Origin of the sequence: Pseudomonas sp. GV105 (assembly GCF_003058185.1) — a bacterium.
GTDB lineage: Bacteria > Pseudomonadota > Gammaproteobacteria > Pseudomonadales > Pseudomonadaceae > Aquipseudomonas > Aquipseudomonas veronii.
In genome coordinates this window covers 163,423-177,426 of the sequence record NZ_QBUF01000010.1, presented here as the reverse complement: position 1 = coordinate 177,426, position 14,004 = coordinate 163,423, and the positions used below count along the sequence as shown (strand labels likewise).

General features: G+C 64.9%; 13 protein-coding genes. 6 read left to right on the top strand and 7 right to left on the bottom strand.

Annotated elements, in window-relative coordinates; all coding sequences use genetic code 11:
- Nucleotides 1–54 precede the first annotated feature (54 nt).
- The 7 genes from C8K66_RS20595 to hflK (C8K66_RS20565) form a co-directional block, all read right to left on the bottom strand.
- Complete coding sequence (locus tag C8K66_RS20595) at nt 55–843, bottom strand: DNA-binding domain-containing protein (RefSeq protein ID WP_108525793.1); 789 nt, start codon at nt 841–843, stop codon at nt 55–57.
- Nucleotides 834–1,679, bottom strand: a complete 846-nt coding sequence (locus C8K66_RS20590; RefSeq protein ID WP_017850056.1) for a DUF692 domain-containing protein — start codon at nt 1,677–1,679, stop codon at nt 834–836. Before C8K66_RS20590 ends, C8K66_RS20595 begins: the two co-directional genes overlap by 10 nt.
- Nucleotides 1,680–1,744: 65 nt before the next feature.
- Nucleotides 1,745–1,996, bottom strand: a complete 252-nt coding sequence (locus C8K66_RS20585; protein ID WP_046381596.1) for a membrane protein — start codon at nt 1,994–1,996, stop codon at nt 1,745–1,747.
- Between the two features lie 115 nt (nt 1,997–2,111).
- Nucleotides 2,112–3,998, bottom strand: coding sequence for a cation-translocating P-type ATPase (locus tag C8K66_RS20580; RefSeq protein ID WP_079444963.1), 1,887 nt, complete (start codon nt 3,996–3,998; stop codon nt 2,112–2,114).
- Nucleotides 3,995–5,029: a protease modulator HflK gene (hflK, locus tag C8K66_RS20575; protein ID WP_046381594.1), complete on the bottom strand. Its 1,035-nt coding sequence runs from the start codon at nt 5,027–5,029 to the stop codon at nt 3,995–3,997. The genes C8K66_RS20580 and hflK (C8K66_RS20575) overlap by 4 nt, the downstream gene beginning before the upstream one ends.
- Nucleotides 5,026–6,015 (bottom strand): protease modulator HflC, encoded by a 990-nt coding sequence (gene hflC / locus C8K66_RS20570; RefSeq protein ID WP_017850060.1) that lies wholly within the window; start codon nt 6,013–6,015, stop codon nt 5,026–5,028. Before hflC ends, hflK (C8K66_RS20575) begins: the two co-directional genes overlap by 4 nt.
- A gap of 12 nt (nt 6,016–6,027) precedes the next feature.
- Complete coding sequence (gene hflK / locus C8K66_RS20565) at nt 6,028–7,953, bottom strand: protease modulator HflK (protein ID WP_108525791.1); 1,926 nt, start codon at nt 7,951–7,953, stop codon at nt 6,028–6,030.
- 319 nt (nt 7,954–8,272) lie between these two features.
- Here hflK (C8K66_RS20565) and C8K66_RS20560 point away from each other — a divergent pair, with 319 nt between their 5' ends.
- The 6 genes from C8K66_RS20560 to C8K66_RS20535 are packed head-to-tail and all read left to right on the top strand — an operon-like array spanning nt 8,273 to nt 13,959.
- The gene (locus C8K66_RS20560) at nt 8,273–8,896 is read left to right on the top strand and encodes a CDP-alcohol phosphatidyltransferase family protein (RefSeq protein ID WP_046381592.1); all 624 of its coding nucleotides are present in this window, start codon (nt 8,273–8,275) and stop codon (nt 8,894–8,896) included.
- Between the two features lie 10 nt (nt 8,897–8,906).
- On the top strand, nt 8,907–10,661 hold the full coding sequence (locus tag C8K66_RS20555; RefSeq protein WP_108525789.1) for a bifunctional alpha/beta hydrolase/class I SAM-dependent methyltransferase: 1,755 nt from the start codon (nt 8,907–8,909) through the stop codon (nt 10,659–10,661).
- 2 nt (nt 10,662–10,663) lie between these two features.
- The gene (locus C8K66_RS20550) at nt 10,664–11,962 is read left to right on the top strand and encodes a phosphatase PAP2/dual specificity phosphatase family protein (RefSeq protein WP_108525787.1); all 1,299 of its coding nucleotides are present in this window, start codon (nt 10,664–10,666) and stop codon (nt 11,960–11,962) included.
- On the top strand, nt 11,952–12,395 hold the full coding sequence (locus C8K66_RS20545; protein WP_017850065.1) for a hypothetical protein: 444 nt from the start codon (nt 11,952–11,954) through the stop codon (nt 12,393–12,395). The genes C8K66_RS20550 and C8K66_RS20545 overlap by 11 nt, the downstream gene beginning before the upstream one ends.
- Nucleotides 12,396–12,404: 9 nt before the next feature.
- Nucleotides 12,405–13,025, top strand: a complete 621-nt coding sequence (locus tag C8K66_RS20540) for a 1-acyl-sn-glycerol-3-phosphate acyltransferase (RefSeq protein WP_017850066.1) — start codon at nt 12,405–12,407, stop codon at nt 13,023–13,025.
- Between the two features lies 1 nt (nt 13,026).
- Nucleotides 13,027–13,959 (top strand): phosphatidate cytidylyltransferase, encoded by a 933-nt coding sequence (locus C8K66_RS20535; RefSeq protein ID WP_108525785.1) that lies wholly within the window; start codon nt 13,027–13,029, stop codon nt 13,957–13,959.
- Nucleotides 13,960–14,004 lie beyond the last annotated feature (45 nt).

Here is a 14,004-nt window from a genome sequence, read left to right as displayed (position 1 = left end):
GAGGGTAGACCATCCGACGACCGGGTAGGAAGCTATCGATCTGATAACCTGCGCTTATGGAATCCGGCGTTCGAGCAAACCGTCCTGAACCCACTGTTTCAGCCATGAGACTGCTTGCAGGGGCGCACCCTCTCCATGACTGACCGCCAAGCGTTCGCACAGTTCTGAAAAACACCAGCCGGTGCTCACCATGCCCGCCAGGGCGCAGGTTTGCGCGGGTTCCAGGCTGCGGTAGCGGCATATCTGCTGATCGCGCCACACCAGGCAGATCTGCGGCGCGTCCAGAGGCTGGCCGGCGTGCAAGGCCGATTTAGCCTTGGCGGCACGCCAGGTTTCGACGGTATTGAAGCGGCAGAATATCTGCTGAACGGTCGGCGCCAGGTTGACCTGCAAGCCCGGCCAGTCGGGCGGCGGCAGTCGCGCCATGTCGTCCAGGGTCAGCGGCGTGCCCGGCGGCGCATCGAACGCCAGGGTAAACGCCCACTCCAGCCGTGCCAGCTCGGCCAACGGCGCGCTTTGTTCAGCCACCAGGTGCTCCTGGATAAACCCCGCAAACCGCTCGCCCAGCCAGCGCAGGCTGTAATGGGCGGACGGATAGCGACGCACGTAGGCCTCAGTCAGCGAGGCGAATTCGTCATCGCCCAGCCAATACCAGAGGGCGCCGAAGTCCTGCCGTAATACGTCCTGCAAGCGCGACAGGTAGGCGTTGTGATAAATCGCCAGGCCGGTTTCCACATCCAGCGTAGGACCACCCAGCAAGGTGGCGGCAAAGCCAATGTCGGCCACGGGCGTTTCGGCCAATAAATGCTCTTCGAAAGCCCGTTGCCAATCCGTCAGGCGCATAGCGTTCTCCTGAGCAAGGCGCTCGCCCCCAGCGACCGGGCCTTGTCCAACTCGCTGAGCAAATCTTCGAACGGCGGGAAATGGTCGTCGCGCTCGAGCAACGTCGAGACCGGGCCCAGGTGCTCCAGGGTCTGTTGATACAGCGCCCACACCGGATCACACACCGGGTGGTCATGGGTATCGACCACGTAATCGCCGTAGTCCATATGCCCCGCCAGATGCAGCTGGCGGATGCTCTGCGGCGGTAGGTTGTGAATGAACGTCCAGGCATCGAAGCCATGATTGCGCGAGCTGACGTACACATTGTTGACGTCCAGCAGCAACTGGCACCCGGTCAAGTGGGTCAGCGCGTTGAGGAATTCCCACTCGGTGAATTCATCCGCCTTGGCGCGCACATAGCTGGAAACGTTTTCCAGCACCAGCGGGCGCTGCAACACATCCTGTACCTGAAGCACACGACTGGCCACGTGATACAAACTTTCTTCGGTGTACGGCAGGGGCAGCAAGTCATGCAATTGATGCGCGCTGCCGCGGCTCCAGCACAGGTGATCGGAGATCCACGCCGGCTGGATGCGCGCAGCGAGTTGCTGGAGCTGCTTGAGGTAATCGGTATCGAGCGGATGGGGCCCGCCGATGGACAGGGACACGCCGTGCATCACCAACGGGTAGCGCTCGGCGATCGCGTCCAGGTAGTACAAGGCTTTACCGCCCTGCACCAGGTAATTCTCGGAGATCACTTCGAACCAATCCACGGCCGGCGATTGTTCAAGGATCTGCTGGTAGTACTCACTGCGTAGACCCAGGCCGTAACCCAGGCTCGGAAGGGATGTAGACATCAGGCACTCCTGGGCAAAAGTGTCCGCAGCGGTGACGGCGACCGCTGCGGGGTACGCGGGGCCGATTACGCGCCGACTTTGCCACCGGCCGCGTCGCACGCGGCCTTGGTCATGGCCTTGAAGCCATGACCCTTGCAGACCGCCTGGCCCTTGCAGGCGTTTTCAGCGGTCTTGCAGTCATTCATGCCTTTGCAGGAGGTTACGCCGTAGCAATGAACCGGAGCGTCGGCGGCCTGGACCTGGGTGGTGACACCGGCAAACAAGGCGGCGGCAGCGAAAGCCAGGGCAGCACCGGAAACGACGTTTTTGATGGTCATGGGGTCATCCTCATAAATCGTGGTTAGGTCGGCTGAGCGGAATGCTCAGTCGCGACATAGCACTAGAGTGAGGTGCCCCCTTGCCGTTACAGCGCCATCGAAAAAAACCTGGAATTTATTCCTCCAGCTTCGACAGCGGCTCCTGAAACCGCAGCAACCGCCCGGCATTGCCCAGCACCAGCAAGGTGCTGAGGTTGTGCAACACCGCCGCGATCATTGCGCCGGCGGCGCCCAACCAGCCAAACGCAGCGAACACCACGATCGCCAGCGTCCAGCCCAAGCCGATGATCACGTTGACCTGCAACGTCTGCCGGCACCGTCGGCTCAAGCGCACACAGGTGCCCAGGCGGCGCAAGTCGCTGCCAATCAACACCACATCCGCCGAGGCCAGCGCAATGTCCGCACCGCCCGCGCCCATGGCCACGCCGACCACGCCGGCTTTGAGCGCCAGGGAGTCGTTGATGCCGTCGCCCACCACCATCGGCCGGAAACCGCTGCTGATTTCGCCCAACACGCGGTTGAGCTTGTCTTCCGGCAATGCCTGGGCTTCGACATCGCTGATGCCCACGTCGAGGGCCAGGCTGTCGGCCACGCTTTGGCGGTCGCCGGTCAGCAGCAGTTGCCGCCCCAGGCCCAGGTCACGCAGCTCTTGCAGGGCCTGGCGGGCTTCCGGTTTGACGCTGTCGGCCAGCAACAGCCAGGCGAGGAACGCACCGTTCAACGCCAGCCCGGCAATCGGGCCATCATGGTCGGGGACGCCGGTAGTGACGATGCCCAACTGCTCGAACAACTCCGGCCGGCCCAAGGCCGCTTCGCCCTGCGCGGTCTGGGCCACCACGCCGAGGCCTTGGCGTTCGCGGATGTCGGTGAGCACCAACAGCTGTTCCTGGCTCGCCAACCCGGCCAACGCGCGGCTGACCGGGTGGCTGCTGGCCGAACCGAGGCTGGCCGCCAGGTTCAACAACCCTTGGCGGTCCGGCGCGGTGGTTTGGATGGACTGCAGGCGCAGAGTGCCGAAGGTCAGGGTGCCGGTCTTGTCGACCACCAGCGAGGTCAGGTCCGCCAACTCTTCGAGGAACGCCGAGCTGCGGATCAGAATCCCATGCCGCGCCGCCACGGCAATCCCGGCAATCGCCGTGGCCGGGGCCGACAGCACCAGGGCGCATGGGCACGCTGCGACCAGCACCGCGAGCATCGCCTGGGCGTCATTGGTGACAAACCAGGTCACCGCCGCCAGCAACAGCACCAACACCATATAGCTGCCGGCGTAACGCTCCAGCAGCCGCGTGATCGGCGGCTTGGAGCGCTCAGCGTTCTGCATCAGGGCGATGACCTTGCCCAGGGTCGACTCGTTGCCGGTACGCGTCACTTCCAGGCGCAACAACCCGTCGAGGTTGATCGCACCGCCGAACACTTGCACGCCGACACTGGCTTCCAGCGGCACCGACTCGCCGGTGATCGGCGCCGTGTCGAGGCTGGCCTGGCCGGACAGCACCACACCATCGGCAGGCACGCGGTCACCGGCGCGCACTTCGACGATGTCGCCGCTGTTCAGCGTGCCGTTGTCGACTTCGCTGATGCTGCCGTCCGCCTGCACCAGGCGTGCGTGGCTGCGGGTCAGTTTGCCGAGGGCGTGGATCGCTTCCTGGGAGCCGATCACGCTGCGCTCTTCGAGCACATGGCCGAAGATCATGATGATCGGCAGCAACGCGGCGGTCAGCAGATCACCCGTGGCCCACGCGCCGAGCATCGCCAGGGCGATGAGCTGGTCGGTGATGCCATGCAGGCTGGGAAAACGCAGGCTGTACCAGGCCGAGCGCATCACCGGCACGGCCACCAGCAGCGAGGCCACGCCGAGCAGCAACTGGCTGACGCCGCTCTGGTCCGGCGCCAGCCAGCGCCACACCAGGCCCAGCACCAGCAAGCCGAGGGCGAGCATGGCCAGGGTCAATTGCCGGGCGGCGCTGCGCTGCTCGGCGGATGTCAGCATGGGTGCGCTCATTGTTCGGCTCCCTGAATGATCAAGCGGGAGTCGTCTTTGGGATCGACCGTGGTCACGGAACCGGCCTGGCCGAGAATCTTCGGCAAGCGCTCGCGGTACAGGCGCAACAGCAAGCCGGGGTCTTTGACCTGGGCCAGGCTGGCGACGGTGGCGGTTTGCGCCTGCGCGTTGGCCAGGCGTTCGCTGGCCTGGGCGTGGGCGACTTGCACCAGGCGGTCAGCCTGCTGGTTGGCGGTCTGGGTGAGCTTTTCCGCGTCGGTGCGCGCATTCGCCACCGCTTTGTCGGCTTGCTGGCTGGCGGTGAGCACCGCATTGAAGGCATTCACCGCCGGGCTCGGCAGGCTCGATTGCACATCGACGCGGGTGACTTCGATGCCCACCCCCAAGCCGCTGGCGGTCAACTCCGCCAGGCGCTTGTTGATGCCTTGCACCAGGTCGCCGCGCAGTCGTTCACGGCGCTCGGCGGCGCCGTTGTCGCTGCCGATCAATTCGGGGCGCGCCACCAGGATGGTGTCCAGATCCCGCGCCGCCGTCAGGGCCACGGCGCTGCGCGTCACCAGGCGATCCAGCGCCGGCAGCACGTGCTCGCCCTGCAGCACAAACGCATAAGGCTCGGTGACTTTGTAGAACACCCGCACATCCAGCTGCACCACGCCGGCATCGCCGGTCAGCAGGTAGCCGGACCCGGCCAGGGCATCGCTCAACGGCGTGGCGAAGCTGGCCACGCGGTCGGCCTGCACCGCGGCATCGGAACGCAGCAGGTTGCCGACCCGCCGCTCGATCACCCGGTCTGCCGCCGGCAACAGCACGACTTGCTCGAACGGCTGCGGCCACGCCAGCAACAGCCCAGCATTCTGAACCCGATCGAGTGCGCCGAAGTGCAGCACCACGGCGCGATTCTGCGGGTCGATCTGCCGCACATTGGAAAACGCCCAGGCCAGGGCGGCCAACACCGTCACCGCGTACAGCGCCATGAACGTCAGGCGCCCGGCCTGAATCCACGGGCTGTCCGGGCTGTCACGCTCGATCATGGCTGGACGTCCTTCGGCCCGTCCACCAGCGCGCGGAACGGCGCGGCGTCGGTGCGCAGGATGATCTTGGTGCCCGGGGTGACCACGGTGCCCAGGGTATCCAGGGAACGCAGCAGGTTGTACAGCTGGGGATTGCCGGCGTAGGCGCGACCATAGATCTGCGCCGCTTCGACCCGCGATTGCGCTTCGATGTCGGCGGCTTTCACCGTGGCATCGGCCTGCACGATGCGCGCATCGCGCTCGGCGGCGGAACGGATCTGCGCCGCCTCACGCTTGCCCACGGCGGTGCGTTCGGTGGCGATGGTTTCGCGCTCGGCGCGCATGCGGTCGACGGTGGCGGTGAGCGTCACCGACGGCAAGGTCAGCCGCTCGATGCCCACCTGCGCCACGCGCACGCCATAGGTGGTGAGCAATTGTTGATCGATCTGCTGGCGCAACTGCGCTTCGAAATCGCTGATGCGTACCTGGCTGGCGTCGGTATTGATCAGGCTGGACAGGTCGAAGCTGGCCGCCGTGGTTTCCAGCGCCGAACCGACAAACGTCCGAATCTGCCGCGCCGCTTCATCCGGCTGGTTCTGCACCGCACGCATGAAGCGCTGCACATTGTCGGCATCGCCCTGCACCTGCCACGCCACATAAGCCTGCACGATGATGCGCAGGCCATCGCGGGTACCGACATCCTGCAAACCGCTGGAGGTGGTGCGCAGGCGCAGGTCCACCGGGATCGCCGCTTCGAACGGCGCCGGCCAGCGCCAGCCCAGGCCCGGTTCCAGCAGCACCCGCGACGGGTTGCCGAAACGGGTAATCACCGTGGCTTCGCCGGAGCGCACTTGCACCAGGCTGGCGGCCGCTACCGCAAACAACACCAGCAACACAGCCCAGGCCATGCGCCGCCAAGGGAATGGGCCGGCGGGCTGTTCGTCACCATGGTGGTGATGATGGTGGCCGTGGTGGTGGTGACCATGATCGTGAGAATGAGCGCTCAACAGACAGACTCCTTATTGAACGGCTTTACGCGGCACCGAAGGATCGGCCGGCAAGGTAAAAGAACGCAGATCGATCGTCGGCGCACTGTCGGCGCCCAGGCGATGATCCAGAATCAACAGCTTGGCGTGAGCCAGGCCCTGGGTCAGCTGGCCGAGGTACTGCTCCAGCACGAAGGCTTTGCCCGCGCTGGCGTAGGCTTTTTGTTCGGCGGCAAAACGCAGATCCGCCGCCCGGGCCCCGGCATTGACCTCGTGCGCGGTGGCCTGGGCCTGGTCGCGGACGGTGCTGGCTTGCAGCAGGGCCTGGTTGGTTTGTTCGCTGGCGGCGCCGCGTTCGCGGGAGATCAGCGCCTGAGCGCCGATCTGCGCCGCTTGCACGCCGTGGTAGGCGTTGGCGGCACCGGACGGCGGGTGGATGGCTTCGACCACCGTGGCGAGAATCTCCACACCGCTGTCGAGTGTATGCAGGTCCGCTTGCACGGCGCGACCGATCTCGTCGGCCAGGCCGGTGCGTTGTTCGCCGAGCAACTCGTCGAGGGTACGCGAGGCAAAGTCATGCACGAGGATGCGGCTAGCGGTGCTGCGGATCAGGGTCGGCACATCCGCGCTGTTATAGGTGGCGGCCAGTGCAGCCTGGTCGGTCAGGCCGATACGGTAGACGAAGCGCACATCCATATTGACGATCTGGAAGCTCTGCTTGTCGCCACGGCTGCTGGCGATCACCTGGGACTTGTCATTCACATGGCTGGCGTCCCACAACCGGTTGGCGATCAGCGGCGCCGGGCCTTCGGCCGCCGCGAGTTCCGGGCTGGCGGCTTCGCTGACGCTGGTCGCCAGCTCATGCACCACGCCGTTTTCCACGTTCAGCACGCGGCCCAGCGGCCACGGCAACCCGGCATGCAGGCCTGGGCCGAAGACTTGCACCGGTTTGCCAAAGCGCTCATAGATCCCACGGCCTTGCAGGGGCACTTCATGCACCCCCGTCAGCGCCCAGCCGACGGCCAGTACCACCAGCAGCACCGGCAGGAATGCCCGACGCATGTAGGTAAACGCCCAGATCTGGCGCAGGTCGATGCCGAAGCGGTTGTGCAATTCGTGCTGCAAGGCCTGCAGCGGTTGCGGCGGCCAGCGCAGCAGCCCGGCGACAAAACTCTGCGCCATCAGGCGTGGTTCGAGGCGCGGTTGGCGCGGGCTGAACAGTGACAGCGCGGCCCGTAACAGAAACTCCAGCGCGACCAGCGCCGGCAATAGCCCGACCAGTGTCGCCAGGCGCAGCGGCCACACCGACCCGGCACTGGCAAACAGCAGGCAAATCGCGCTGATCACCAGGCACGCAATCGCCACCCGGCTCAGTTGCGCCAACTGCGCGGCTTCCGGCCATTGCGCGGCGGTTTCCTGGGCCAGGCGCCGCTCGAACACCAGCAGGCCAAAGGCCAATGCCAAGGCCAGTGCAGCGCCGATACTTGCGCCTTGGCCGACCGCTGCCGCGGGCAAGCCCAGGTTCCAGAACTCGATGATGCTGACCAGCGCGAACAACGACCAACCGCCGAGCCACAACACCGGCGCGCCGATCTGGGCCAGCAACCCTCTGCCGAAACGCCCTACCAGGCGCGCCTGCCAGCCAGTGGGTTCACCCTCTGCTTCGAGTAACTCAGGTGCCGACGCTTCCAGCGCCTGGGCACGCCAATCGGCCACCCACCACGCCGACTGCAACCCCGCCACCAGCACCAGCAACGCAGACGCACAATTGATCAACACCACCGGCCAGATCGACAACGGGGCGAACAGCGCGACGAACAACGCCAGCACCCAGCCGCTGATAGCCACCGCAGTCAGGCTGATACCGGCTTGCCTCAATCGACGGGCATGGAACAGCCCTTGCTGAAAACGCGGCAGTCCTTCAACCGAAGCGCCGTCAGCTTCTAGATCCACTTGCATCCACTCATGCCCGTTCACACATAATTCGTTACGATATAACACATGGCGTGAAATTTTTGTTCGTTAAACACCGTATTCACCTGCAACACAGACCCACTGTGGGAGCGGGCTTGCTCGCGATGGCGGTGGGTCAGGTGATACATGGGTTGGCGGGGCCGCCGCCATCGCGGGCAAGCCCCCTCCCACATTTGTTCTGCATCGCGCTCCGGAACGTGACTAACCCCCCATAAACACGTGCCATCACTGGTGCAGGCCACGATTAATCGGCACACTTCAGGCCAGTTTTTCGCGGGCTTACGGACAAGGAAACGTCACTCCCATGATTTCGATCTATCAGCTCAAACCGCGTTTTCAAAACCTGCTGCGCCCCCTCGTGCAGCGCCTCTACGACAACGGCACCACCGCCAACCAGATCACCGTGCTGGCCGGGGTCATCTCCCTGCTGGTCGGCCTGCTGATCGCCGGCTTCGCCCAACACCTCTGGCTGTTCGCGCTGATCCCGCTGTGGATGATCCTGCGCATGGCCCTCAATGCCATCGACGGCATGCTCGCCCGCGAATTCGGCCAGCAGTCGCGCCTGGGCGCCTACCTCAATGAACTGTGCGACGTGATCGCCGACAGCGCGCTGATCCTGCCCTTTGCGTTGATCCCCGGCGTCAGTCTGGCGCCGGTGCTGCTGGTGACCTTGCTGGCAGTGTTCAGCGAATACGCCGGGGTGCTCGGGCCAATGGTGGGCGCGTCGCGGCGCTACGACGGGCCGATGGGCAAGAGTGATCGGGCCTTCGTCCTCGGCGTGCTGGCCAGCGGCGTGGCGCTGGGCTGGCTCGGTGCCGGCTGGGTCGACACGGTGATGTGGCTGGTCGCCGCCCTGCTCGCCTACACCGTGGTCAACCGGGTGCGCCAGGGCCTCAAAGAAGAACAACACATTTCCCCTTCTGCATAAGGATTTTGCGATGCGCGAACAGCGAGAACACACCTTCAGTACCCATGATGGCGTCGAGCTTTTCTACCGGCACTGGCCCGCCACCGCCCCGGCAGGCGGCGAGCCGCGCAAGGCGATCCTGCTGTTCCATCGCGGCCATGAGCATTCGGGGCGCATTGCCCATCTGGTCGATGAACTGAACCTGCCCCATTTCGACTTCTTCGCCTGGGACGCCCGTGGCCACGGCCAATCCCCCGGCGAGCGCGGCGACAGCCCCAGCTTCGCCACCAGCGCCCGCGACGTGCAGACGTTCTGCGAGCATATCGGCGCCACTTACGGCGTCGAGGCGGAAAATCTTGCAGTCATCGCCCAAAGCGTCGGCGCGGTGATCGCAGCCACCTGGGTTCACGACTACGCACCGAAAATCCGCGCCCTGGTGCTCGCCTCCCCGGCGTTCAAAGTCAAACTGTACGTGCCCTTCGCCCGGCCGGGCCTGGCGCTGATGCGCAGGTTTCGCGGCAACTTTTTCGTCAACAGTTACGTCAAGGCCAAGTTCCTCAGCCACGACCCGGAGCGCGTCGCGTCCTACGACAGCGACCCGCTGATCACCAAGGCGATTTCGGTGAATGTGCTGCTCGGGCTGTACGAAGCGGCCGACCGGGTTGTCGCCGATGCCCAGGCGATCCAGGTGCCGACCCAACTGCTGATCTCCGGCTCCGACTTCGTGGTCCACCGCAAACCCCAACAACAGTTCTTCGACCGCCTCGGCAGCCTGAAAAAAGAGCTGCATATCCTCCCCGGCTTCTTCCACGACACCCTCGGCGAGCGCGACCGTGCGGTGGCCGTGAGCAGCGCCCGGCGTTTTATCCTGCAGAATTTCGCGCACCCGCTGGACCGCGCCTCGCTGCTCGATGCCGACAAACTGGGCGCCACCTGTGCCGAATCCGAAGCCCTCGCCGCGCCGCTGCCGCGCAATTCCCTGCGCGACCTGTACTGGCGCCTGACCCGCGCCAGCATGGGCCTGGGCAAGAACCTGTCGGACGGCGTCAAGCTGGGCTTCGACACCGGTTTCGACTCCGGTAGCACCCTGGACTACGTGTACCGCAACACGCCCACCGGCAAAGGCGCGCTGGGGCGGATGATCGACACCCATTACCTCAACTCCATCGGCTGGCGCGGCATTCGCCAGCGCAAGCTGAACGTCGAAGAGCTGCTGCGCCTGGCCATGGCCACGCTGCGCACCGATGATCGCGAAGTGCGTATCGTCGATATCGCCGCCGGCCACGGTCGCTACATTCTCGAAGCCTTGCAGGGCGTTTCGCCGCTGCCGGAATCGATCCTGCTGCGCGACTACAGCGACATCAACGTGCGCGACGGTGGCGCGTTGATCCGCGAGAAAGGCCTGGGCGAGATTGCGCAGTTCATCAAAGCCGATGCGTTCGACCGTGCGGACCTGGCAGCGCTGGCGCCCAAGCCGACGCTGGCGGTGGTCTCCGGGTTATATGAACTGTTTGCCGACAACGCCATGGTCGGCGGTTCGCTGGCGGGCCTGGCCGAAGCCGTGGAGCCCGGCGGTTATCTGGTCTACACCGGCCAGCCGTGGCACCCGCAGCTGGAACTGATCGCCCGCGCATTGACCAGCCATCGCCAGGGCCAGGCCTGGGTGATGCGCCGGCGCAGTCAGGCGGAAATGGATCAACTGGTGCAAGCCGCCGGTTTCCGCAAGATCACCCAGCGGGTGGATGAGTGGGGCATCTTTACCGTATCCCTGGCACAGAAGATCTGAACATGCGCGAACCCGGCCTGTTAAAGCCCGCGTTCCTGTGGCTGTTGCTGTTGGCGCCGCTGTTTTTCAGCACCTACGGCTTTGCCACATGGGTCACCAGCCAGCGCAGCGACGTCGGCACACTGGTGTTCGATTGGGAAACCCACATGCCGTTCTGGGCCTGGACCATCGTGCCCTACTGGACCATCGACCTGCTCTACGGTTTCTCCCTGCTGCTGCCCAACAGCCGCCATGAACTGAAGCAACATGCGCTGCGCCTGCTGAGTGCGCAGCTCATCGCCGTGAGTTGCTTCCTGATCTGGCCGCTGCGCTTCACCTTCGAACGGCCGGAGCTGGATGGCGTGTTCGGCTGGCTGTTTGCCGTGCTGGCCGGTTTCGATAAACCGTTCAACCAGGCGCCGTCGCTGCATATCGCGCTGCTGGTGATCCTGTGGATCATGTACCAACGCCACACCCAGGGCGCCTGGCGCTGGCTGGTGCATGGCTGGTTCGGGTTGATCGGGGTTTCAGTGCTGACCACTTATCAACACCACTTTATCGACTTGCCCACAGGTGCCCTGGCGGGTTGGCTGTGCGTGTGGCTGTGGCCGCTGGAACATCCGAGCCCGCTGCTGAATGCGCGGCTGACCCGTGATTCCACGCACTGGCGCCTGGGGTTGCGCTACGGCCTGGGCGCGCTGGGGCTGTTCATCCTCGCGCTGACTTACGGCGGGTGGTGGCTATGGCTGCTGTGGCCGGCGCTGTCCCTGGGGCTGATCATGGCGAATTACGTCGTCCTCGGCGCGCCAGGTTTCCAGAAGCGTGCCGACGGTCGACTGACCCCCGCGGCGCGCTGGCTGTATGCGCCGTATCTGGCGGCGGCGTGGCTCAATTCACGGCTGTGGACGCGCACGCATCCACAGCCCGACCTGATTGTGGATAACGTCTCGCTCGGTCGGCTTCCTACCGTGCGCGAGCAAGGTTCATTCAAGGCCATCGTCGATCTGTGCGCAGAATTGCCGATTAATCCACAGGGCCGTGCCTATCAAAGCGTCCCCGTCCTCGACCTGATCGCGCCGACCCCCGCCGAATGCCTGCAAGCCGCGCAAGCCATCGAACGCCTGCGCGCCAGCGGCCCGGTGCTGGTGTGCTGCGCCCTTGGCTATTCGCGCAGCGCCACCGCTGTGGCGGCCTGGCTGCTGCACAGCGGGCGCGCCGCCACGGTGGATCAGGCACTGGCTATTATTCGTACAGCGCGGACCCAGGTGGTCCTGCATCCCGCTCATCGCCATGCTTTGGAGGCCTTGCCCCATGCCTGCTGATATGGAACTCCAGGTCGTCGCCAGCCTGCTGCGCCGCGGCCGCTCACTGGATCAGTTATCCACAGGCCTGACGCTGCTGGGCGTGTTGTTCGGCCTGGCGCAACTGCTGATGGCCAGCATCGCGCCGATCTGCCTGCTGCTCAGCCTGTGGATGATTATCCTCGGCCTGCTGCAAAAGTACTGGGCGCTGCGCGTGGCCTTCGATGCCGACCTGTTCGCCCTGCTCGCCCGTAACACCGAACGCACCCCGGACCTCGACCAGGCCCTGCAAACCCTCGGCCTGCAGTCGCCCAAACGCGCCGGCCGACCCTGGACCGAACGCCGTCGCGGCGCCCTCAAACTGCTGCGCAAGCAAGCCTGGCTGCTGGGCGCGCAAGTGCTGTTGACCCTGGGCGTGATTCTCGCCAGCCCTTGGCTACCTTTCGCCGGATAAGGAATTCCCATGTTCGAACCCGTGGTCGCCACCCTGATTACCTCGATGGCCCGCACCGTCACCGGCGCCCGCAGCCTGTGGCTGGGCTGCGCGCCGGTGCCGGTGCAACGCATCTACTTCGCCAACCACAGCAGCCACGGCGACTTCGTGCTGCTGTGGGCATCGCTGCCGCAGAACCTGCGCAAATTCACGCGCCCGGTGGCCGGCAGCGACTACTGGAACAACAGTGCGCTGCGCCGCTACATCATCCACCGCGTGTTCAACGGCGTGTTGATCGACCGCGAGCGCAAAGACCCTGTGGATAACCCCTTGCAGCCCATGCTCGCCGCACTGGAAGGCGGCGACTCGCTGATCATCTTTCCCGAAGGCACGCGCAATCTGGAAGACGGCTTGCTGCCGTTTAAAAGCGGCCTGTATCACCTGGCAAAAAGTTACCCACAGGCCGAATTGATCCCCGTGTGGATTGCCAACCTCAACCGCGTCATGCCCAAGGGGCGCGTCCTGCCGCTGCCTCTGCTGTGTACCACCAGCTTCGGCGCGCCACTGCAATTGGAAGAAGGCGAAGACAAAGCCGCCTTCCTAGCCCGCACCCGCGACGCCCTGCTCGCCCTCGCCCCGGAGCATTCCTGAGATGGATAGCCAAACCCTGATGCTGTTCGGCGGAATCGGCGCGATCCTGGTACTCGCCTCGCTGATCGGCCTGATCCTCAAGCTGCGCAGCCGTGGCACGCCGAATGCGGTGATCGACAACCTCAACGCCCGCATCAACGCCTGGTGGGTGATGGTGGTGATGATCGGCATCGCCTTCTGGCTCGGCACCGGCGCGGTGATCGTGCTGTTCTATGCCGTGTCGTTCTATGCCCTGCGTGAATTCCTCACCCTCACCCCGACCCGGCGCAGCGACTACCCGGCGCTGGTGGCCGCGTTCTACCTGGCGCTGCCGCTGCAATACCTGCTGATCTATGCCGACTGGTACGGGCTGTTCTCGATCTTCATCCCGGTGTACGTGTTCCTGCTGCTGCCGATCCTCGCCTCCCTCGGCGGCGACAGCACACACTTCCTGGAGCGCGCCTCGAAGGTGCAATGGGGCTTGATGATCGCAGTGTTCTGCGTGTCCTTCGTGCCCGCCCTGCTCACCCTCGACATCCCCGGCTATGAAGGCCGCAACCTGCTGCTGATCGCCTACCTGGTGATCGTGGTGCAACTGTCGGACGTGTTGCAGTACGTGTGCGGCAAGCTGTTCGGCAAACACAAGATCGCGCCCAACCTGTCGCCGTCGAAAACCGTCGAAGGCTTTGTCGGCGGCATCCTGCTCTCCTCGCTGATCGGCGCGGCGCTGTGGTGGACCACGCCGTTCAACCCGTGGCAGTCGTTCCTGATTGCGCTGCTGATCAACTTGCTGGGGTTTGCTGGCGGCATTGTGATGTCGGCGATCAAACGCGACCGTGGCGTGAAGGACTGGGGGCATATGATCGAGGGGCACGGCGGAATGCTCGATCGGCTGGATTCGGTGTGCTTTGCGGCGCCGATTTTCTTCCACCTTGTGCGCTACTGGTGGACCTGACCGACACCGCCCTCAAGCCCGACGAAGATCAACATATGAGGGCGG

Excerpts from the sequence above, each read along its gene's own strand:
- C8K66_RS20595 (WP_108525793.1), bottom strand. The coding sequence starts at position 843 with ATGCGCCTGACGGATTGGCAACGGGCTTTCGAAGAGCATTTATTGGCC.
- C8K66_RS20590 (WP_017850056.1), bottom strand. The coding sequence starts at position 1,679 with ATGTCTACATCCCTTCCGAGCCTGGGTTACGGCCTGGGTCTACGCAGT.
- C8K66_RS20585 (WP_046381596.1), bottom strand. The coding sequence starts at position 1,996 with ATGACCATCAAAAACGTCGTTTCCGGTGCTGCCCTGGCTTTCGCTGCC.
- C8K66_RS20580 (WP_079444963.1), bottom strand. The coding sequence starts at position 3,998 with ATGAGCGCACCCATGCTGACATCCGCCGAGCAGCGCAGCGCCGCCCGG.
- hflK (WP_046381594.1), bottom strand. The coding sequence starts at position 5,029 with ATGATCGAGCGTGACAGCCCGGACAGCCCGTGGATTCAGGCCGGGCGC.
- hflK (WP_108525791.1), bottom strand. The coding sequence starts at position 7,953 with ATGCAAGTGGATCTAGAAGCTGACGGCGCTTCGGTTGAAGGACTGCCG.
- C8K66_RS20560 (WP_046381592.1), top strand. The coding sequence starts at position 8,273 with ATGATTTCGATCTATCAGCTCAAACCGCGTTTTCAAAACCTGCTGCGC.
- C8K66_RS20555 (WP_108525789.1), top strand. The coding sequence starts at position 8,907 with ATGCGCGAACAGCGAGAACACACCTTCAGTACCCATGATGGCGTCGAG.
- C8K66_RS20550 (WP_108525787.1), top strand. The coding sequence starts at position 10,664 with ATGCGCGAACCCGGCCTGTTAAAGCCCGCGTTCCTGTGGCTGTTGCTG.
- C8K66_RS20545 (WP_017850065.1), top strand. The coding sequence starts at position 11,952 with ATGCCTGCTGATATGGAACTCCAGGTCGTCGCCAGCCTGCTGCGCCGC.
- C8K66_RS20540 (WP_017850066.1), top strand. The coding sequence starts at position 12,405 with ATGTTCGAACCCGTGGTCGCCACCCTGATTACCTCGATGGCCCGCACC.
- C8K66_RS20535 (WP_108525785.1), top strand. The coding sequence starts at position 13,027 with ATGGATAGCCAAACCCTGATGCTGTTCGGCGGAATCGGCGCGATCCTG.